Origin of the sequence: Rudanella lutea DSM 19387 (assembly GCF_000383955.1) — a bacterium.
Classification (GTDB): domain Bacteria; phylum Bacteroidota; class Bacteroidia; order Cytophagales; family Spirosomataceae; genus Rudanella; species Rudanella lutea.
The window spans coordinates 1,634,252-1,655,381 of sequence record NZ_KB913013.1; the positions used below are offsets into that span (position 1 = coordinate 1,634,252).

The window sequence follows — 21,130 nt, forward strand, 5'->3', positions numbered from 1 at the left end:
CCCGCTATACCCCTGAACAACCGCTCTTTCACTCGTTCGCTCATTCACCCATTCACCATGGATCAACTACTTGAATTTTTCCGCTACCTGCTCAACTCCGAAGAGATTATCCGTACCGGCGGACTGGTGCTCATTACGCTCATTATCCTAATCGAAAACGGGGTTATTTTCGGCTTTTTCCTACCCGGCGACTACCTCCTGTTTCTGTCGGGCGTGTTTGCCGGCACCAAACTACTCGCAGTACCGCTCTGGATGCTGCTGCTCTGTATTTTCGGGGCGGCTGTAGTGGGCTCTCTTATTGGGTACGGCACGGGCTACTTTTTCGGGGCCCGGATTCAGAACCGGCCCGACGGGTTGCTGTTCAAAAAGAAACATATCGACACCACCCGGCAGTACTTCGAAAAATACGGCAGCCGCACGCTCATCATCGCTCGTTTTCTGCCCGTGGTACGCACGTTTGCGCCCCTGCTGTCGGGCATCATCCACATGAATTTCAGCTATTTTATGCTGTACAACGTGCTCGGCGGGGCTATCTGGGTAGGGTCGCTGGTTGGTGGTGGCTATTACTTCGGCGAGAAATTCCCGTGGATCATCGACTACGTTCACTACATTATCTTGTTCTTCCTGGCGATTACCACGTTTACGGTGATCCGTGGGTTTATCAATGCCCGCCGGGAGATGCAGTAGATCTTCGTATTTAACGTGAGCTATGCATAATTGCTGACGCCAGGGCCTTCGACAGGCTCAGGAGAGAAGAGTCGATAAATTAACCCAAACCCCGGCAGGGAGTAAAACACTATCCAGCAGCGTATTGCCTGAACAGCTTTTCGGCGGCTTCCCACACCCGCCGGTCGTCGGGGTGAATGGGGTGTGGCTCAGGCTTTCCATCCTTACGGGCTTTCTGATTCAGGTACTCGCGCCGGGCAAAGAAACGCATGATGCGCCACGCCAGTGTAATCTCACCACTTTCGACCAGCGCTTTGTACCGAAACTTGTCGTTCAACCACCAGAGGGTTGTGGGCATTTTGCTCGCCGTCAGCACGGTTTCGTACACAGGGCGCAGTTGGTCCCGAAAACTAGGGTTTTCGTAATCCCGTAAAATACTGCCCACGATACTCGGCAACACATTGGCCTGCGGCTGAATGTCGCCTTCTTCATCGGTATAGAGCAAATCGTAGTTAAGACTCCGTACCCGGCGTAAAAACACCGACAAGAGCAACGTAAAGGCCGTTTTGGCCCGGATTTTAAGCAGATACCCCAGTTGCGAAATCGTGAGCGTGAGTAGGGGCGGAATGGCCAACGCATGGATTCGGGCATCCGTGTTGCGGAATAGATCCGAAAACTGCGTCCACAACCGCTGCCCCACCAAAATCAGGAGGATACCCACCGCCGATACCCCTGCCAGCATCCCCGACAGAAAACTCGCCCGGCCGTACCCCAGCGGAATCAGCACGCTCACCATCAAAAGCCCTACCAGTGCCCATTTGAGCGTTTCGAAGGTGCGACCCCATTGCCCCAGCGCGTTGTCGGAGCCCCGCAGCGGAGCCGGGCCTACGCCCTCGTACAGGTCTGTTTCGGCGCTGGCAACATCGGCAATCAAAAATAGAGTGCTTGGTTTGGGCAGAGACTTTCCGTCTTTCTGAGCCTGCTGCCCCTCCGGCGACGCACAATAGGCCCGGTTCCGGCGGTTGGCCAGCAGGAGCCCCTCGATACCCTGATTATCGTACACACCCCCGTCGACAATAGCGAGCGACGTCAGGCTGAGGGGTGTCTCGTTTTGACCCATAAATAGCGGACTTGCCGTCGGCTGACCGGGGTAATCGGCCGGAAATTCGAGCGGCTCGAAGCCCACCGGAAAACATGACGACGAAGCCACAATATCGGCCAAACGCAGAGCGCGGGCCCGCTGAGGCAAAATGTGAACGTTGCCGTTGCCGATGAGGAAATTGTCGCGCTGCTTGCCCCAACGGTCGGTAAATTGCTCGGTAGGAAATTGGGCGTACTGAAACCGAAACGCAACCCCCGTGTATAATTCGGTGGCCCCAAACACCAGGGTCTGCAACGGAAACGGCGGAGCCCCAACAGGGTCGGGTTGCCAGAATAACTCAAAGGTTTGCCCACCAAACAGGCTTTGGTGATATTCGTCGGCAAAGGCCCGAATCAGTTTATAATCCCGGCTACCCGACCCGATGGTCTGTTGCCACGCCTGGAGGGCGTTGGGCAGGACACCATCGCTTTCGAGTAAGGCCGAAAACTCCCGATAAATCGTCTGGAAGTCGGCCCCCTGCTTCCGACGCATGGCGTAGTACATGCCCGTAAATGTACCACCCGAGATGGTCGAGAGCATGTGGACACGGTCGAGCAGGCCAAGTTTGTGCAGGGCGCTCAGGGTGCCCAAACTGTACGCAGCCGCCCGAAAACCGCCCCCCGACATACTGAGGGCGATTCGGGCAAAAACAGGTTCGGTAGCCGGGGCCGATTCGGAAGAAGTTGGCGGTAGCATGGTTGTGAAGGTTTCTGCTAAATACCACTCTTTTCCGAAAAATCCGACGGGAAAATTCCCGTTTTGGGAGTCATAGCCTAAGCCTGACCTCGATCATTACGCTTCGTCTTTAAACCACCCGGCATACATCACGTAGTTATTGGCCGTACGGGCAAACACCTCGGCGGCTTCGGGGCTGACGGCCTTCAGGAACCGGGCGGGATTTCCGGCGTAAATACTACCGGGTGGCACCACCGTATTTTGGGTTACAATAGCCCCCGCAGCCACAATGCTGCCGGTACCAATCACAGCTCCATCCATCACAATGGCCCCCATCCCGATCAGCACGTTGTCTTCGATAGTACAGCCGTGTACAATGGCGTTGTGAGCGATAGATACCTGATTACCAATGGTTGTGGCCGTTTTCTGATAGGTACAGTGAATAACGGCTCCATCCTGAATATTGACGCGGTCGCCGATACGGATGCTGTTTACATCGCCCCGAACTACGGCGTTGAACCAGACCGTGCAATCGCGGCCCATGACCACATCACCTACCAGAGTCGCGTTGGGAGCAAACCAACAGTTTTCACCAAACTGGGGCCGAATACCCCGAACAGGAAGAATCATAAAAAAAAAGGTGAGCAACCACCAACGAACAGTGAACAATGTGACAAAGTTAGCTAAGTCGGTTGTCTTCTGTTGGCTGGTGTTTGCCCACTGTCTGGGGAGTGCAATCAACCATCTACTTTTTAAGCTCTTTTTTCACGTCGGAGGCCGCTTTTTCCAGAGCTTCTTCTATATCATCAACTACCCGATTGGTTTCCCGACGAACGGACCGGAAATCGTCTTCCGTCGATTTTTGTACTTTGCTGTATTGGTCTTCAAGCTGTTTCTGCTTTTTCTCCAACTCCTGCACCCGCTCTTCCCGGCGTTTACGCTCCTGTCGGTTTTCGCCTTTTACCTCTGCTTTCATGTCGCGCAGGTCGCGGTCGATTCGGTCGAGCTGGTCCTGAATCCGATTGCCTAACTGCCGCCGTTCGGTGCTAAAGCTGTCTCGGTTATCCCGGTTGTTACGCTCCCGGTCATTCGGGCGATCATCGTCGCGCATCGAACGGCGGTCGCGGTCGTCGCCATAGCTCGACTCCCGATCATCGGCATACTGACCCCGGTTCTCATCACGGCTGTCGCGGTAGCGGCTGTCCCGGTCCCGGTCATCCCGATACCGATTGTCCTGATAGCGGTCGCCAGCGCCATCCCTATAGCGATCATCCCCGTCCATTCGGCGGTCGTCGCTCCGGTACCCGTACCGATCATTGGGCAGCCCACGATCCCGTTGCCGATCATCGCGGTAGCGTTCATCCCGATCATTGTAGCGGTTACTATAGCGGTCGTCGTTATACCGATATTCATCTCCCGATCGGCTATCTCGATCGTCTGACCGATAACTGTACCGATTTTCGTCCATATCCATGCGCTGGTCGTACGAATCCCGATTCCGGTCATTGTAGCGCCCTGCCGAGGTCGACCGCCGATCATCCCACCGGCGGTTTTCGTCCCGATCCCTATTCCGATCGGTCGAGCGGTCTTGTTGCCGCCGACCTTCGTTCCGATCCGTCATTCGGCGGTCGTCCTGCTCATAGCGCGACACCTGCCGACCCGATGAATTCGACGACCCGGAGTCGCCGTACAACCAATTTTCGAGGGACGCACACGACGAGAGTCCGACGGTGGAAGCCAGCATTGAGACCACCACCCATGTTTTCTTGATCATAACGTTTGTATCATTTTATCCAGCTTACCACAAGACAAAGCCCCAAAAAACATACCATGTGCTTTTTGGGGCTTCGTGCGCTCTCTGCCAGACAGATACGCCAATCAATCTACCAATACTGTGGATTTTATTCCCTACAATTGCCCGACTTACTGCCCACCTCACAATGCCAGAGTCAGGCTCATTGACGCTAAATCCGGTGGTACTGGACAAAATCGAAGGCTGTTTCGTGCCGGTCGTCGGCTTCGTGCCGTCGGCGGCTCACCTCCTGCCATTCGGTTTTATCGAAAGCCGGAAAATGGGCGTCTCCCTCGTACGCTTTGTGAATCTCGGTCAGATACAGGGTGTTGGCAATAGGTAGCGCCAGGGCGTAAATCTCGGCTCCGCCAATGATAAACAGTTCGTCATTCTCAACCTGCCGGGCTTCGGTCAGAGCCTCCTCGAGCGTGTGCACAATGGTGGCACCGGGCATCTGAAAATCGGGATTGCGGGTAATCACGATATTGGTGCGCCGGGGCAAAGGTTTACCCAGCGCATCCATCGATTTGCGCCCCATAATAACGGGGTGCCCACTCGTGGTGTCCTTAAAAAACTTAAAATCATCGGGCAGGTGCCAGGGTAAATCGGGTTTACCATTCGCATCGTTCCGACCAATAGTACCGTTCTGAGCAACGGCCGCAATCAGGCTTATCTTCATATTGAGCGATTGAGTGAATGAGCGATCGAATGGCCCGGTGATTCACTCATTTAATTTTTTTCCGTCGTTCGGCCAGCTCGCGCCAGGTCGTGAGAATAATACCTTCCTGTTCGATGTATTGTTTCAGGCGCGGGTCGAGCATGGCCAGCATATCACCCCGGCGCGTCGGCCCCGACGAGGTAACTTCGCTAAACGTGGGTGTGGTATCGGCCGAGTGCATGATAATGTACGTCAGGCCGGGTTTTACACGCTTGAAGAGGTCGATGAACCGGTCGGTTTTCATTTTTTGTAAGTCGGCATCGCTCATGCCCGGCTTGTCGGGGTTCCAGCCGTAACTGGTGCCGTCGAGATCGTCGAACACGGGCATACCGGCCGCCCAAATTTGCTGCCCAACCTGCTGAAGCATGGGTGCCAGCCGGGCCGCCAACGGCGTGGTTTGCTTCACCAGCGTGGCATGACCACCCGGAAACAAAATCGGGATGCGCTCGGAGATGCCCACTTTCACGTAGCGTTCCAGAAACTTCGGGTCGAACAGGGTGCCCATGTGCGAGTCGAGGTGGGTAGGTTCGAGGCCAAAGGCCCGGTAGCGGGCAATCTGCGCCCGCATTTCGGTCTCAACCTCGTCGGGGCTGGCGTGCTGCACCACTTGCGCTACGCTATGCCAAAAGGCTCCCTGCTCGTCGTACAGGCCCGGCGCTACCGCCTTGCCCGCTAGGGGGTTCCAGCGGTAATTATCCCATTCGGAGGTCATGGTCAGGTGCACGCCCACGTCGAGGGTCGGGTGGGCCTTCACGTAACTCATGAAATGAGGCACCCAGTTGCAGGGCATCATGACGCTGGTGGAGTTGGCAATTCCCTGCTCCATCGACCGGATGGTGCCCCGGTTGGCTTCGTAGCTCATACCGGCATCATCAACGTGCAGTACGAGCACTTTTTTGCCTTTCGGAAAGCCCAGTTTCTCGGCATACGTTTGCGGTTCGGGCTGGGCCATAGCGGCATTGGCGGCAAAAAGGGCAATAAGGGAAGCCAGCAATGGCTTTACAGAAATCATGATAACAAGGGTTTAGGTGTTCAGGAAGGCCGTAAAATTAGAACGACCTTCCGTCGAAAAAAACCCTTCGTCACGAATACTTATAGCTGATTGCCACGCAGGTATTCTTCGGCCGTCATTCGGCGTTTGCCCTCCGCCTGCAACACCTCAATGTTCAGCCACTCATCGGCCGCCCGAACCATAATGTTGGTTTTCTTGTCGGTGTACACCGCAGCCACGTCGGACTGGCCGGTCTCGTCGGTTCCGGGAAAATCGGGAGCTTCGTTGGCCGCGACGGCGGACCGCACCGAAACGGCGTAAATTTTAAAGAAACGCCCATTTAGCATAGTCCAGGCAGCTGGGTAGGGCGAGAGTCCCCGCACAAAGTTGCGCACGGCCGTTGCGGGTTGGTTCCAGTTGATCCGGGTGGTTTCGCGGTGCAGCTTGGGTGCGGGTTTGAGGTCGCCGGGATCGGGCTGCGGGGTACGCGGATAATCGCCCGCTTCGATAGCCAGCACGGTTTTGACCACGAGCTGCGCCCCCCGCACCATCAGGCGGTCGTGCAGAGTACCGGCCGTGTCGTCGGGGTGAATAGGCTCAATATCCTGAAAAATCATCTGGCCCGTATCAATCTCTTTCTCGATGAAAAAGGTGGTCACGCCGGTCTGGGTTTCGCCGTTGATAACCGCCCAGTTGATGGGGGCCGCCCCCCGGTACTGCGGCAACAGGGAGCCGTGCAGGTTGAACGTACCGATGGTTGGCATAGCCCAGACCACCTCAGGCAACATTCGGAAAGCCACAACCACCTGCAAATCAGCCTGATAACTGGCTAATTGCTCCAGAAAAAGAGGGTCACGCAGTTTTTCGGGCTGTAGTACCGGTAAACCCGCCCGGACTGCGGCCTGTTTGACAGGCGAGGGCGTCAGTTGCAAACCCCGCCCCGAGGGGCGGTCGGGAGCCGTCACTACCGCAACCACGTTACGGCCTGCATCGAGCAGAGCCTGCAAACTGGCCACGGCGAAGTCGGGCGTCCCCATAAATATAATTCGTGCTGCTGGTGTCATATTCCGTTTCCTATGTTTTTGGACGTAGCGGGGCCGGAGACTTGATATAGGCCCGGAGAATTACTACTTTTGTAATCCCGATTTAATATCGGGAAAGCGAACTGTCTATGCGAAAAACGCGAAAACATACGCTATACCGCGGTGGTATCTGACGTGGCTGCAAAACAAATGGATTTTGCTTGCAGAACGGTCAGTAGACCGTTTTTTGTTTTATATAACGGGGGGAAACCTGTCAGAATCAGACCAACCGGGCTTTTGTTCCGGCCAGAAGGATTACGCAATAGGGAGGGTACGTATATGCCGTAACCAGCCTTTAGCGTAATCCTTCTGGTCTTGATAAAATCCCGGTTTTAATCCGTTGATTCCAGATTATTTGCATCATGGGAAAGATTAGTTATTACACTGAGGAAGGCCTAAACCGGCTAAAAGCTGAACTGAACGACCTGAAAACCAAAGGCCGGGCTGATATTGCCCGCCAAATTGCCGAGGCCCGCGACAAAGGCGACCTGAGCGAAAATGCGGAATATGATGCCGCCAAAGACGCGCAGGGTTTGCTGGAGTTGAAGATCTCGAAGCTGGAAGACATCGTAGCCAATGCCCGCCTGCTCGACGAGTCGACGATTGACACGTCGCAGGTATCGGTACTGTCGAAAGTTCGGATCAAGAACAAAAAGACCGGTGCCGAGATGACGTACACCCTCGTGTCGGAAGAAGAAGCCGACCTGAAGCAGGGGAAAATCTCGGTAGGTTCGCCCATTGGCAAAGGATTGCTGGGCAAGAAAGTAGGCGACTCCGCCGAAATCACCGTACCCGCTGGTAAACTTGAGTTCGAAGTGATCGAAATCGATCGATAAAAACAACGAGCAGTGAACAACGAACAGTGAACAGTATTTCAAGCTGTCAACTAATCACTACCCTTGTTCACAACTCACTGTACATTGATACCTGTTCGTTGTTCACTGTTCGTTGATGACTGACATTATGCCCAGCATCTTTTCCCGCATAGTAGCCGGTGAAATTCCGGCCCACAAAATCGCCGAGACCGATCAGTTTCTGGCGTTTCTGGATGTGATGCCCACCACCACCGGGCATACACTGGTGATTCCGAAGAAAGAAGTAGATTACATTTTCGATCTGGACGATGAGCTGTACATGGGTCTGATGGCCTTTGCCAAGACCGTAGCCGCTGCCGTGGAGAAAGCCATTCTGTGCAAACGCGTGGGCGTAGCGGTGGTAGGCCTGGAGGTGCCACACGCTCACGTCCACCTGATTCCGCTCAATTCGATGGCCGACATGAATTTCAACAACAAGATGAAACCGTCGGCCGAAGAACTGGCCGAAACAGCCGCCCAGATTCGGAAATATTTGTAAGACCCCTTACCTACAAAACGGCATGGCCCCGTAACGCATCGTTACGGGGCCATGCCGTTTTATTTCTTCAACTGCTCCATGAGCCAGGCGGTCATGCGTTCGGTTTGTTCGGGATAGGTCCAATGCCCGGTATCCTGATACAGGGCGAGCGTTTTAGGTGCCGAAATCAGGTTGTAAGCGGCATACATCGAGGTAGGTGGGCACACTTCGTCGTTGAAACCCCACGAATAGCGGCCCGGCACCTTCACCCGGCGGGCGAAATTGACCACGTCGTAATACGCAACGGCTTTCACTTTTTCAGGCTTATTCATCCAGTTAGTGGCCTGACCGGCAAACATATGCGGCCAACCACCCGCCCGGCCGTTGAGATAGCCCGTCACGTCGGACAGGGCCGGGTAATAAGCCCCCAGGTATTTCACCCGCTCGTCGAGCCCGGCGGTCACCAAACTCAGCGCGCCCCCCTGCGAGCCGCCCGTTACGGCCATCCGGCTCGCATCCACCTGCGGCAAACTGGCCAGAAAATCGAGGGATCGCACACAGCCCAGATACACCCGCTTGTAGTAGTACCGGTCGCGGTCGTCGAGGTTGAAATTCTGATACCCGGCTAAAGGCCCGGCGGCCAGGCTCGTGTACACCGATGGGTCAAGGTTGACCGGCACCCCGTGAATACCAACCTGAAACGTCACAACGCCCTGTTCGGCATTGGCCACATCACCCGCGTAAGGCCGGATACCCGCACCCGGCACCTGCAACAAGGCCGGAAACTTACCCTCCCCTTTGGGCACACACAGAATACCGTACCAGCGCGAAGGGGCACCGATTCCCCAGTTTTGCAGGTTCACATGGTAAACGTTTACTTTTTCAGTGCATCGTTCGGGCAGGAGCGTCAGGCGGGCATCGAGCGGAATTTTGGCCAGGTCAGCCTTGGCGTTGCTCCAGAAGGTATCAAAGTCGGCCGGGTTCTCTACGGTGGGTTTAATCTCCGAAGGGCTAAATGCCGCCGTTCCTACGGCCCGGTACTCTTTGCCGTCGAGCTGCACTTTGGCCACGCAGCGTAAAAAGCCGGGATTACGCAGCGTGCCCCCGTCGACGGTAAGCCGTCCCTGCGCAATCGAGGCTGTTTCGGTTTTGGTAGCGGGCTGTAATTCCGGCCCGATTTCGTAGCGCACACTGGCGTTGGGCACCGGGTTGCCGTGTTGCATTACCTGAATGGTGAAGCGCACCGGGTCGCCGGTTTTGTACGTCCAGTCGGTGCGGTCGGGGGCAACAATCACTTTTACCAGCCGTTCGGCGGGTTGAGCCAGCAGGGTCACTGGCAAGAGAAATAAGAGCAGAAGCTTTTTCAATGAATAGGAAATAAGGGGTTGAAACGAAGCATTGAACAACAAGAGGAAAAGGCGATACGGGCCGGGTCTTAACCATGTGCCAGCCCCCCCCTCATCAAGAAGGCTTAAAACTGTTACCGGAAAATAAGCCTTGCTACCGATGAATGGTATCGGTTTGTGGCACGCCCGCTATCTTCGGAACTTGGTTGGACAATCGGCGTCCGGGCCAACACCTCTGTTCATGACATTCCGTTACCTGCTACTCCAATCACTTTTGCTTTTCGGACTCATTGGGGCCACTTCGGCCCAGGATGGGCTACCCTGCGGAGTCAATGATCGCGTTTTGCCCGACAGCACCATTCGGCTGATGGGCCAGCTCCCCCGTCTCATGCAGCAACAACGCGCCCGCATGGCCGCCAGCGAACGCAAAATCTGCCGGATTGCGCTGGAAGTCGACTCGGATACGTACGTCGAATTTGAGCGGGATACGAACCGCATCAAGCAGTTTTACCTGAACCGGGTAGAGCAGGCATCCCGGATATTCGAGCGTGAAATCAACACCCAGCTGGTGGTGGTGTACGTGCACATTTGGAAAGATACCGAACCCGATCCGTACCGGGGCGAAGGAAATCTGTACACGCTGTACTCGATCATGAACGGGGTTTGGTCCCGATTGTCTGTGCCGGTGCCGTACGATAAGCGGGTGTACATGCCCACCAAAAGCACCTCGGGGGCCGGGGGGCTGGGCGGAGGTAGCCAGGCTATTGCGGCCAACCGAACGTCGGTGGCTACACTCGCCCACGAACTGGGGCATTGCTTCGACTCACCCCACACGCACAACTGCGCGTGGCCGGGTGGCCCCATTGACTTTTGCTCCACCGTTGAGTCAAGCAATGGCGACTGCTACAGTGGTTCCCTTCAGAATGCCCCCGGTACGCTCATGAGCTACTGCACCGACACCCGGCTCACGTTTCACCCGCTATGCCAGGCCCTGATGACCAACGCCACCGACCGGATGCTCGGCCGGATTACGCTCCCCTCGGCCCCTACCCTGCCGGCCAGCACAACGCTTACCCAAACGCCTTTTCTGAGCTGGTCCCCCGTACCCTCCGCCGACCGCTACGAAATCGACGTAGCCACCGATGCCCTTTTCACCCAGAAATTCCGAAGCGACACCAGTAGTCTGAATGGGTATCTGCTGGGATCGCTACCGTTTGGTACTACCTACTTTGTGCGGGTACGAGCCACCAACGCCCTGGGCACATCGGCCTGGTCGGCCACGGGGCAGCTTCAACGGCACCGGGCACCGGGTATGCAGGCACCGTTGCTGCTGCCACCACCCGCGAGCGGCTTTTATGCGGGTCAGACCGCGTTTCAGGCGGCAATCCAGCCCGTCGACGGAGCCTCAATGTACCAGATTCAGGTAACAAGCAGCGCCGATCTGCTCTTCCGGTCGGCTACGACCCTCACCATCAGCCGCCTTACTGACGCGTACAGTCCGCAGGTATTCGGTATGGTGCGGGCCAGAATTCGGGCCGTGGTCAATAACGTACCCGGCCCCTGGTCGGCCGAAAGCCTGTACAGCATTAACCCACCCGATTACTACATAGGCCTGCCTTTTCAACCCCCACAGCCCGCCCCGCTGACGCTCCCCATTGCTTACTATAGCGTGACCGGGCGCGAGAGTCAGGTGGTGCTCACGGTGGCTACCGATACCTCGTTTGCCCGGCCGGTACATCGTCAGGCGTTTCAGTACGAACAGACATACGCTTTATTGCTCAAAAATCTGTTGCCTAATACCACGTATTACGTTCGTGCCGAAGAATACAATACAGCCAACCCACACCTGCCTCTGGGGTTGCTCACGCGGGTAAGGCGGTCATTTCAGACCGGGGCAGCTCCTTTATCAGACCGGTGGTCGTTTGTCAACAACTCCACCCACCCCGACTGGCCGCAGGGGGGCGCGTACGGCCCGCTGTCGGTGGGCAACAACAGCCTTTGGTACAGCACTTCGAATGGGCTCACCCGCATCGGCCTCGACAGCTTACGGCTACGGGTGTACAACCAAAGCACCACCAACGGCCGGCTGGGCAACAGTGTGCTGTCCCACGGGGCCGATGCCAACGGAACCCTCTGGGTGACCAACCGGGTGTCGATCAACACGTTTAAGGATGGGTTTCCAGTACTGTACAATCAGTTGGGGCGGCTGGATGAGCAAACTGGCTCCCTGACCGACCGCTACACGTTCACCACCAACAGCTACAGCCCGCAATACCTGAACCCCAATCCGCTGGTATTGTCGGGGTCTAACCACGTTGGTGAGATAAACGATTTTTCACTGGGTTCGATATATACGCCCCCGTTTCCTGTCACCATCAACCAGCTACTGGTGCGGGCCGGGGCCGTCTGGATGCTCGTTTACAACACCAGCCTGGGGCAGAATGAAGTGCTCCGGCTCGACCCGGTCAGCCGGGCCGTACAAACCTACAATTCGCTCAACACCCCACAGCTCGGTTCCTCTATCTACCGGATTGCGCTCAACGAACAGGGACACGTATGGGTTGCTCAGGCTACACGCTCAGCCAAATCGCCCCTTGTCCGGTTTGATGGGCAAGCCTGGACTGTGCCCCCAACCGGGCCTATCACGTCGGCTCAATTCCTCACCACCGACCCCTCCGGCCGACTCTATGTGTTTACGGGTAGCCCGCCCTATGTGCTGTACCGGGCCAACGGCCTTAGCTGGGAAAAGCTCGGCGACGAGTTGCCTTTCAACACCAACCTGAACAACATGACTATCGATGGGCAGGGCAATGTGTGGTTCAGTGGGCTGTTTGGGCTTATGCGGTACGCTACCTGCATTAATGTACCCCGGCCCGAGCTAACGGCCCGCCGGACAACGATCCAGTTTGGCGAGAGTACCACCCTGACAGCCAAAGGCTGCACCGATGTACTATGGTCCTGGGTGAGTGAGTCGGATACAGTGACAAACCGTCTTGTTCGGGGAACGAACGAGTTACCAATAAGCCCTGCCAGCACCACTTCCTTCCGCAGTCGGTGTGCAGAGAACGGATGTTCGGGATCCGAGGCAGTCCTGACCATTACGGTTCAGCCCAAACTGCTTGTGGGAACCGTAAACCAAAAGGTGTTTTGCCACGGTGATACGCTGGCACTCGATTATAGTCTGGCCGGAAAAGCAGACGCCGGCAACCAGTTCAGTCTGGTGCTGAAACGAGAGGGCGCGCCGAGTCCTGCCCTCTCCCTGACATCTGCATTGAGTACGCAGGGTCGGCAGACTACCGCAAAAAGTCTTCTGCCACCCACCGTGACACCCGGCCGGTACGTGCTGTACATCACCATGACCCAGCCGCAGCTTCGCTCGCCGGACTCGCTGCTGATCGACGTAGCCGACCGACCTTCGGCCGAGCTGGGTAGTAACAAACTCGCGTTTGTGCTCGGCGACAGCGCCCGCGTGAGCGTAGCACTCACGGGAAGCCCGCCCTGGCGTTTCACGCGCTGGGACAGTCAGGTTGTCCAGACCAGTCAGAGCCCTTACCTGACCACCGTCACGGCGACTCAACCCACCAATTATACCCTTGGACTGAGCAACCTGATCGACGCCAACTGCCCTAACGGCACCATCCGCAACAGTTTGGTCGTGAGTGCACTGGCGCTGGCCAGCGAACCCCTACTCAACACGGGCATTCGGGTGTTTCCTAACCCCGTAGTCGGGTGGCTAACGATTGAGGCCGAACCCTCAGTGGCTCCGTTTTCCATCCTGCAACTCACCGACGTTGGGGGCCGCATCGTGCGCCAAAAGGGACTAACAGGCCGCTCGCGCCGGGAACAGTGGGATATGAGCGATTTACCCACCGGGGTGTACCTGCTCACCATCGAAACCACCGACGGCCGCCGGATAACCTGGAGAGTGCTCAAATAAAAAGGGCAGCCATGTGGCTGCCCTTCGCTGTCAGGTAAGTTTGCCCTGCAAGATTTTCATCTCAGCTACCGGTGAGGCCCGTTCGTACAGAATATTGTAAACGGCGTCGGTAATAGGCATATCCACGTTGTGTTGCCGGTTGATAGCATGAATACTTTTCACGGCATAATACCCCTCGGCAATCATGTTCATTTCGGCCTGCGCCGACTGAATGGTGTAACCCCGCCCGATGAGCGTACCAAACGTGCGGTTACGGCTGAAAGGCGAATACGCCGTTACGAGCAGGTCACCGAGGTACGCCGACCCGCTCAGGTCGCGGTGTTGGGGGTACACGGCATCCACAAACCGCTTGATTTCCTGCATGGCGTTGGAGACCAGCACGGCCTGAAAATTATCGCCGTAGCCAATGCCCCGCGTGATACCCGAGGCCAGCGCGATGATATTTTTCATAACGGCACTGTACTCAATGCCGTAAATGTCAGCTAAGGGCGACGCCTGTACAAACCGGCAGGTCAACAGCCGGGCTACTTCGGCGGCACAGGCCAGATCGGTGGAGCCAATGGTGAGGTACGATTGCTTTTCGAGGGCCACCTCCTCGGCATGGCAAGGCCCGGCAATAACGGCCATCCGACTATTGGGTACCCCAAACTGATCGGCGACCCAATCGGTTACAAGCTGATTTTTCTCGGGAATCATCCCCTTGATGGCCGAAATAATGCATTTGCCGGTAAAATCGCGTGTGTCGAGCCCGGCGAGGGCGTCGCTCACAAACGCGGCCGGCACTGCCAGAATCACGTATTCGCTCTCCCGGAAAGCATCGCGCACGCGGGTGCAGACTTTTACTTTTCGTGGGTTAATCTGTACATCGCTGAGGTAGCTCTTGTTGTGATGAAATGTTTTAATGTGGTTGGCGTCGGTCTTGCTCCGCATCCACCACTTAATACTAACATTGTTTTCGGACAGGATTTTGATGAGCGCTGTGGCCCAACTTCCCCCGCCCACCATAGTAATACGAACCGGCGAGTCGTGTTTCATACGGCAAACTTAACAGACTTTCGGTTGGTGATGATGGGTTAACCACGCCAGATATACGGTTTCGGTTTCGAAAGTAGCCCAATGAGCTGTATACTTACCCTACGAAACTGATTCTGACGAACCGGGCTCACCCACCTACTTCACCTTCTGTTCACCATGTCTCCCTCTGTTCAACCACCCGACAATACGGCCCAGCCGTTTGGGTCGCTGCCGCCAGGTGCCCAAAATGAAATACTCTGGCGTCATAACCGATGGCTCATGCAGCAGCTCATTGCCACAGAAAACAGCCTGAACCAGCTCCGCGAAAACGACGAGAAACTGCGTCGATTAGCTTACCAGCATGACTTTTACCGGCAGTTCACCGCCGAGCTCGACCAGCTCAAAGACCGAACCACCCGCGACCTCCGACGGATTAAAGACCTGTACCAGACGAATCCGACGATTGCCGACCTGGCTGTGGATGAATTGATCGACTCGGTGCAGGAAATGGTCAAAACCATGCGACTGGAAGCCCGCGTCCAGTTTGGGATCTATCCCAAACCCAAACCCTAATAACACGAACGCCCGGCCGATGTCGGCCGGGCGTTCGTGTGTAGACCCATATCTTTATCCAAACAGCTGATTGGCTAACTCATCTTTAGTGAGTCCGAAATGAGTGGCTATATTTTTCAAAATGGCATTGAGGGTTCCAATTTTGATCGGATCGTGAGCCGGAATGGTCTCAAAATGCAGCCCATTTTGCCATGTCTGGATACGAATATGGCTTCCGGTCTGCCGCACCACTTCGTAGCCAAACGGTTTCAAACATTTAATCAGCTGGAGACCAGTCAAATCACGGGGTATTTTCATAGACTGAATACCTCGTCTCTCACGAAATGGAGTCGAATTACCTGAGGCCAGGCCGATTGGTCATCAAAGTGACAATCAATGGCATCTCTGATCATTGCTTTTAACTCGGCTACTGTCTCTCCCTGCGTGAAAATAGTTTCACCCACGGCCTGCGCGGTGTACCCGCCATCGGGGTCTTCCTCAACTAAAAAAACGAGCTCTTTCATCCTACTCCTGTTGTACCTGTTTCCCTTTCTAAACAAGGCCCATTCAGAAAAGATTATCAATTTACAAAAGCTCCGCCATGTTTGGTTAGCCCTAAGTCAAAATCTTTGCTAAACCCTAATTACACGAACGCCCGGCCGATGTCGGCCGGGCGTTCGTGTAATTAGGGTTATTCTTTATTCTTTTCTTTTTTCTCCTTCTCTTTGTTCGGGTCACGCTTCACAATCAGGTCGCCCTCCTTGAGCGTTTTCGAGACGGCCAGGAACGGCCCCGCTACTACCTGCTCACCCGCTTTCAGGCCCGATACAACCTGAATATTTTCGAAGTCGCTGATACCGGTCTTCACTACCCGTTGTACGGCCTTTCCGCCCTGATTCACAAATACAATCTCTTTTACCTCCTCTTTCTTGGCGGGTTTGGCTTCGGGCGTTTGCACCGAGGTATTTTCTTCGTCGCCCGACTCTTCTTTCTCAGGCATACGGGTTGTCACGGCCGCGATAGGCACGGCCAGTACATTCGACTTGCGGTCGGTAATGATCTCAACCGATGCTGTCATGCCGGGCTTAAACGGAAACCCTTTGCTCTGACTGGCCAGTAGGTCGGAATACGACGAGTTCAGGATTTTCACTTTCACTTCAAACTCCGTCACGGCATCGTTCGACATGGCCGAGGCCGCCGAGTTGGTGTTGCCTGCCATACCGTTGGCCGTGTTCGAAATTTCGGTAACAATCCCTTTGAACCGGCGGCCGGTAGTCGTGTACGAGTCCACCTCAATGTCGGCTGTGTCGCCGAGAGTTACCCGCACAATATCGTTTTCGTTGACGTTGACCCGCACCTCCATGTTATTCAGGTTGGCCAATCGCATGATTTCGGTACCGGCCATCTGCGAGGTTCCTACCACGCGCTCACCGGCTTCTACGTTCAGCTTGGATACTGTACCATTGACGGGGGAGTAAATGGTCGTTTTGCGGAGGTTCTCGCTCGCGTCGCGCAGACTGGCCTCGGCACTTTTGATGCTGAACTGAGCCGCCCGCACGTTGGCCCGCGCGGCTTCGACCTCCTGCCGGGCTACGCTGTAGTTAGCCTCCGAAGTTTCAAAATCGGCCGACGAGATCACCTTGTCGGCCAGCAGCTTCCGATTCCGCTCATAATCGGCTTTGGCACGCAGCAGTCGGGCTTCGGCCTGGGCCACATTGGCTTTCGACTGTTCAAACTGCGCGCGGCTCTGATCGACCGTAGCGCGAGCCCGTGCCAGAAACGACTCGTAGTTGTCGGGCCGAATCCGGCACAGCAACTGACCGGCTTTGACCGGGTCGCCTTCTTTCACGTACAGGCCGATAATTTCGCCAGACACGTCGGGGCTGATTTTTACCTCAACCTCGGGCTGAACACGTCCCGAAGCGCTGACGCGTTCGATGATGTCCGTTGTTTTGACGGCGGCAAAATCCACGTCGGTTGTTTTGGGTTTGCCGATCACCCCGGCCTGTTTGGCCGCTACCAGCCCACCAGCCAGCAAGACAACCAGCCCTCCTAAAATCCACCAGATACGGTTCGACTTCTTCTTCATAATGAGCGAATGAGTGAATGAGTGAATGGGCGAATACGGAACAAACGAATCAGCAGATGGGCACCCGACCAGGCGGGCATTCGCTCATCGAAACGTCAGACGGTCGCACAAGCACGCATTCGCTTATTAAAATGCAATTGGTTTATTCTGATAAAAATCTAAAATCTTGGTGCGGAACACGTAGTCGTACTTAGCCTGCACCAAACTGGCGCGAGCCCGGTCAAGGTTTGTTTTGGCAATGTTGTAATCGGTTCCATTGAGGGCACCCGCGTTGAAGCGGCTCTCGGCCACCCGCAACGCCTGCTCCAGAGCCGTCACCTGCACCTGCGTAGCCCGGTAGCGGTTGAGCGAAGCCGTCAGGTTGGTGTAGGCCGTTTCGATCTGCTGCCGGAGCTGCAACCGGATATTGTCGGCGTTGAGCTGTGCATTTTGCTGCTGCAACGTGGCATTCATAATCTGAGTCCGGCTCAGTCGCTGATTAAAAATAGGCACGTTGAGCGAAATCTGTAACGAACGGTTCAGGTTATTGCCCAGCTGATCGAAGAAACTGTAATCCTCAAACCGGAAGTTGTTCTGCGAGAAAAAGATCTGCTGCGACGAGCCATCGGGCAGAATAACCGTTTGCGGAATCTGCACGGTACCGTCGGGAATCCGGCGCTGAAGTCCTACGCTCGAAAACAGCGACGACAGGGAGCCGTTGAGCGACAAGCGCGGGTACAAACCCGCCCGGGCAATGTCGATGGCCCGACGGGCACTCTGCGTCCGCAAGTCGGCACCCAGCACCTGCGGCTGCGAGGCTACGGCTATTTCGTAAATCTGCTGGGCCGTAGCTGAGTAGGTTTCCACACGCGGATCGGGCAGCTTCAGGTACTCGATTTCAAAGTTTTGTCCACCCGGCAAATTCATGGCCTGCAACAGGGCCAGTTTGGCGAGATCGACGTTGTTTTGGGCGTTTACGATTGCCAGCTCATCGTTGGCGAGTTGGGCCCGCAAATCGAACAAATTGGCTTCAGGCAATGAACCTGCATTGACCAGCCGCTGGGTGCGATCGAGCTGCGCCTGCGTAGCCTCCAGTTGTCGACGGGCAATTTCGAGCTGCTCGGCGCCAGTGAGTACATTCAGGTATTGCTGCACCACCAGCAGAGCAGCGTCGTTTTGCGTAGCCGATAGTTCTTTCGAAGCGGCCTGTACGTTGGTCTGGTTCTGAAGAATTTGGTTTTTCAGCTGAAAGCCCTGAAAGATTGGGACGTTGGCACCCACCTGAAAGTTGTTGGACCGAACGGCCTGATCGACAAACGTGTTGGTACCGGGGTTGATGTTACGACCCGAGCTAAGTCCCTGCGACACAAACCCGTTGACCGTGGGGAGCTGGTTGAACTTCGACTGCCGAAGCTGCAATTCGGAACCACGTACCTGAATCTGCCCCTGCTGAACCCGAATATTGTTCTGCAACGCCAAATCAACACATTGTTGTAACGACAGTACCGGCACCCCGTTGGCCGCACTCGATGTAGCGACACCCGGCGTGGCGACACCCGGCGTGGCGACGCCCGGCGAAACCGCGTTGGGGGCCTGGGTATTCTGCGCCCATGTCGCCCCGACTCCAGCCTGTAAGCACAGGGCCCCGATCAAGGCAGCCTTTCTCCACTCCACTCGCATATTCATGACGTATTTTCGGTTCAATGTTAAGGATAAGCAGCAGGCAGTACCTACCGATTTGGGATAAACGGACGGAACAAAGTAGGCAGTGGACAGTGGCAGTGGGCAGTGGCAGTAAGCCTACTGCCTACTGCCTACTGCCTACTGCCACTGCCTACTGTTCACTGTTCCATCCAGCCGTCTTTCAGGTTCAGCACCCGGTTGCCGTAGGCTGCGTTGCCCTCCGAATGGGTCACTTGCACAATGGTGACGCCATCTTCCTGATTCAGTTTTCGGAATAACTCCATGATTTCGCGTGCCTGATCGGAATGCAGGTTGCCCGTTGGTTCATCGGCAAAAATGACGCGCGGCCTGGCCGCAATAGCGCGGGCAATGCCAACCAATTGCTGCTGCCCCCCCGATAGTTGGGCCGGAAACAGATCTTTTTTGGCCACTATATTAAAGCGGTCAAGCAGTTCGGCAACGCGGCTTTTCCGCTCCGACCCCGACAGGCCCTTGTACAGCAGCGGTGTCTCGATGTTTTCGTACACGGTCAGCTCATCAATCAGGTGGTAGGCCTGAAACACGAAACCGATCTGGGTTCGGTGCAGCTCGGTCCGTTTCTTCTCCGACAGTTTCTGCACCGGCTCGTTCAGCAACCGATACTCTCCCTCTGAGGGTTCTTCGAGCAACCCAAGAATATGCAATAGGGTCGATTTTCCCGACCCACTCGGCCCCATAATAGACACAAACTCGCCCTCTTCAATCGAAAGCGAGATCTGGCGCAGGACGTATGTTTTTCCGAATCCGGTCGGATAATATTTGGCGACGTTGGTTAGCTGGATCATACAACAAAACTAGATGATAACCCATGCGCAACGCGTATGCCAGATACACAAAAAAGCCGCTCCCGGTGTAGAGAGCGGCTTTTTAAGAGGCTGCCTGTCCGTTTACGGACGTCGGTTGTTCGGCAATGGACAAGCCCGCCGTTTTACTTGGCACCCGTGCTCAGGGCACCGGGCATGAGCACCGTATCGACTGAATGCACAATACCGTTGGTGGCCGTAATGTCGCCCATGTTGACGGTCGAAGTGTTACCAGCCGCATCGGTTATGGCGAGCGTATTGCCTTCTTTCTTCACGGTCAGCTTGCCTCCCTGCACCGTGGTGAGGGTCTGATTGTTTTTGAGCGTAGCCGAGGTGTAGCGCCCCCGCACCACATGATAGGCCAGTAACTGCGACAGTTGCTGTCGATTGGCGGGCTGCATGAGCGACTCAAGCGTAGCCGCATCAATTTTGGCAAAAGCCGCGTTGGTTGGCGCAAATACTGTGTAAGGGCCGCCTTTCTGCGCCATGTCGGTCAGGCTGGCTGCCTGCAATGCCTGCAATAAAGTCGAATGATCCGATGACAGGGCTGCGCTGGCTGCCAGATCGGCATTGGTCGATACACCTGTGGTTGGGGCATTGGTCGTGGTACCGCTTTGGTCGCGACCCGAATTAGCCGCGGGGCTAGTTTGGGCCTGCACACCACCCGCCGTCACTACGGCTAAGCCAAGCACGAACATCCATTGCTTCTTCATACGTTTCATCATGTTTTGAGTAAAAAGTACACCCGTCGGTATAAACCCCGGTACATGACCAACTGAGATAGTCGCCCAAAATTGTTTATACCCATAGAGCCAATGGAATAAATGATTGAATGGACCACGTCAAGCTTGTGCAGGCGCGAAACGAGCTAACTCTTCTTTTCGTGCGTATCCGACTAAGGGTATAGAGAATATAAAATTAAAATCAAATTTTAATTCAAGACCAAAAACGGCCAATGGCGATTGTAGGGGCCTATTTAGAAGAAATTTCTGTGTATAAAACAGGACATTAAAAAAGTTTTTTAAACAATTTGAATGGCGAAATATAATTCCGCAAGAGTCTTATTGGTTACTTTTGAATCACGAAACCAAGTAATGCAATTTTGATTCTGAGCAGTTTGATCATGCGTTTTAAACTTCACATTGCCTTTTTGGAGTACCTCTTTGAGGTAAAATCCTATTTGTTGCCAGATCCTACACTGGCCTACTCCCCTCTCGCTTCTGCGTAACACGCCCCCCTGTCTTTTGCCCTCCTGTGATCAATAGTGCCCTTACCCCTCCTCTGGGTTGTG

General features: G+C 55.3%; 18 protein-coding genes. 5 read left to right on the plus strand and 13 right to left on the minus strand.

The window, feature by feature from the left end:
- The first annotated feature begins 57 nt into the window (after nt 1-57).
- Nucleotides 58-687, plus strand: coding sequence for a DedA family protein (locus RUDLU_RS0106785; protein WP_019987604.1), 630 nt, complete (start codon nt 58-60; stop codon nt 685-687).
- A gap of 109 nt (nt 688-796) precedes the next feature.
- On the opposite strand, the gene RUDLU_RS0106790 is transcribed toward RUDLU_RS0106785, so the two are convergent.
- The 6 genes from RUDLU_RS0106790 to fmt form a co-directional block, all read right to left on the minus strand.
- Nucleotides 797-2,503, minus strand: coding sequence for a patatin-like phospholipase family protein (locus RUDLU_RS0106790; protein WP_019987605.1), 1,707 nt, complete (start codon nt 2,501-2,503; stop codon nt 797-799).
- 96 nt (nt 2,504-2,599) lie between these two features.
- A complete protein-coding gene (locus RUDLU_RS0106795) occupies nt 2,600-3,112 on the minus strand; it encodes a gamma carbonic anhydrase family protein (RefSeq protein ID WP_044130022.1) in 513 nt (170 codons plus the stop codon).
- A gap of 115 nt (nt 3,113-3,227) precedes the next feature.
- Nucleotides 3,228-4,256, minus strand: a complete 1,029-nt coding sequence (locus RUDLU_RS28670; protein ID WP_019987607.1) for a sll1863 family stress response protein — start codon at nt 4,254-4,256, stop codon at nt 3,228-3,230.
- Nucleotides 4,257-4,446: 190 nt separating this feature from the next.
- On the minus strand, nt 4,447-4,953 hold the full coding sequence (locus RUDLU_RS0106805) for a dihydrofolate reductase (RefSeq protein ID WP_019987608.1): 507 nt from the start codon (nt 4,951-4,953) through the stop codon (nt 4,447-4,449).
- A gap of 46 nt (nt 4,954-4,999) precedes the next feature.
- Entirely contained in the window at nt 5,000-6,004 is a 1,005-nt protein-coding gene (locus RUDLU_RS0106810) for a polysaccharide deacetylase family protein (protein ID WP_019987609.1), read from the minus strand.
- 80 nt (nt 6,005-6,084) lie between these two features.
- Complete coding sequence (gene fmt, locus RUDLU_RS0106815; protein ID WP_245581636.1) at nt 6,085-7,047, minus strand: methionyl-tRNA formyltransferase; 963 nt, start codon at nt 7,045-7,047, stop codon at nt 6,085-6,087.
- A 380-nt stretch (nt 7,048-7,427) separates the two neighbouring features.
- Between fmt and greA the strand changes: the two genes are divergently transcribed.
- Complete coding sequence (gene greA / locus RUDLU_RS0106820) at nt 7,428-7,901, plus strand: transcription elongation factor GreA (RefSeq protein ID WP_019987611.1); 474 nt, start codon at nt 7,428-7,430, stop codon at nt 7,899-7,901.
- A gap of 127 nt (nt 7,902-8,028) precedes the next feature.
- Nucleotides 8,029-8,418 carry an HIT family protein gene (locus tag RUDLU_RS0106825; protein WP_027302839.1) on the plus strand — a complete coding sequence of 130 codons (390 nt, stop codon included), beginning with the start codon at nt 8,029-8,031 and terminating at the stop codon, nt 8,416-8,418.
- A gap of 59 nt (nt 8,419-8,477) precedes the next feature.
- Here the strand turns inward: RUDLU_RS0106825 and RUDLU_RS0106830 are convergent, their stop codons facing one another.
- Entirely contained in the window at nt 8,478-9,764 is a 1,287-nt protein-coding gene (locus tag RUDLU_RS0106830; protein WP_019987613.1) for an acetylxylan esterase, read from the minus strand.
- A gap of 220 nt (nt 9,765-9,984) precedes the next feature.
- Here RUDLU_RS0106830 and RUDLU_RS0106835 point away from each other — a divergent pair, with 220 nt between their 5' ends.
- Nucleotides 9,985-13,680, plus strand: coding sequence for a M12 family metallo-peptidase (locus RUDLU_RS0106835; RefSeq protein ID WP_083940663.1), 3,696 nt, complete (start codon nt 9,985-9,987; stop codon nt 13,678-13,680).
- 30 nt (nt 13,681-13,710) lie between these two features.
- Here the strand turns inward: RUDLU_RS0106835 and RUDLU_RS0106840 are convergent, their stop codons facing one another.
- Nucleotides 13,711-14,715: an NAD(P)H-dependent glycerol-3-phosphate dehydrogenase gene (locus RUDLU_RS0106840; protein WP_019987615.1), complete on the minus strand. Its 1,005-nt coding sequence runs from the start codon at nt 14,713-14,715 to the stop codon at nt 13,711-13,713.
- A 156-nt stretch (nt 14,716-14,871) separates the two neighbouring features.
- Between RUDLU_RS0106840 and RUDLU_RS0106845 the strand changes: the two genes are divergently transcribed.
- Entirely contained in the window at nt 14,872-15,267 is a 396-nt protein-coding gene (locus RUDLU_RS0106845; protein ID WP_157580112.1) for a hypothetical protein, read from the plus strand.
- Between the two features lie 54 nt (nt 15,268-15,321).
- On the opposite strand, the gene RUDLU_RS0106850 is transcribed toward RUDLU_RS0106845, so the two are convergent.
- The 5 genes from RUDLU_RS0106850 to RUDLU_RS0106875 all read right to left on the minus strand — a co-directional run bounded on the left by RUDLU_RS0106850 (nt 15,322) and on the right by RUDLU_RS0106875 (nt 20,552).
- Nucleotides 15,322-15,564, minus strand: a complete 243-nt coding sequence (locus RUDLU_RS0106850; RefSeq protein WP_019987617.1) for a type II toxin-antitoxin system HicA family toxin — start codon at nt 15,562-15,564, stop codon at nt 15,322-15,324.
- Nucleotides 15,565-15,937: 373 nt separating this feature from the next.
- Nucleotides 15,938-17,335, minus strand: coding sequence for an efflux RND transporter periplasmic adaptor subunit (locus RUDLU_RS0106860; protein ID WP_019987619.1), 1,398 nt, complete (start codon nt 17,333-17,335; stop codon nt 15,938-15,940).
- 126 nt (nt 17,336-17,461) lie between these two features.
- A complete protein-coding gene (locus RUDLU_RS0106865) occupies nt 17,462-19,000 on the minus strand; it encodes a TolC family protein (protein WP_245581637.1) in 1,539 nt (512 codons plus the stop codon).
- Nucleotides 19,001-19,155: 155 nt separating this feature from the next.
- Nucleotides 19,156-19,821, minus strand: a complete 666-nt coding sequence (locus tag RUDLU_RS0106870) for an ABC transporter ATP-binding protein (RefSeq protein ID WP_019987622.1) — start codon at nt 19,819-19,821, stop codon at nt 19,156-19,158.
- 143 nt (nt 19,822-19,964) lie between these two features.
- Entirely contained in the window at nt 19,965-20,552 is a 588-nt protein-coding gene (locus tag RUDLU_RS0106875) for a fasciclin domain-containing protein (protein ID WP_157580559.1), read from the minus strand.
- Between the last annotated feature and the right edge of the window lie 578 nt (nt 20,553-21,130).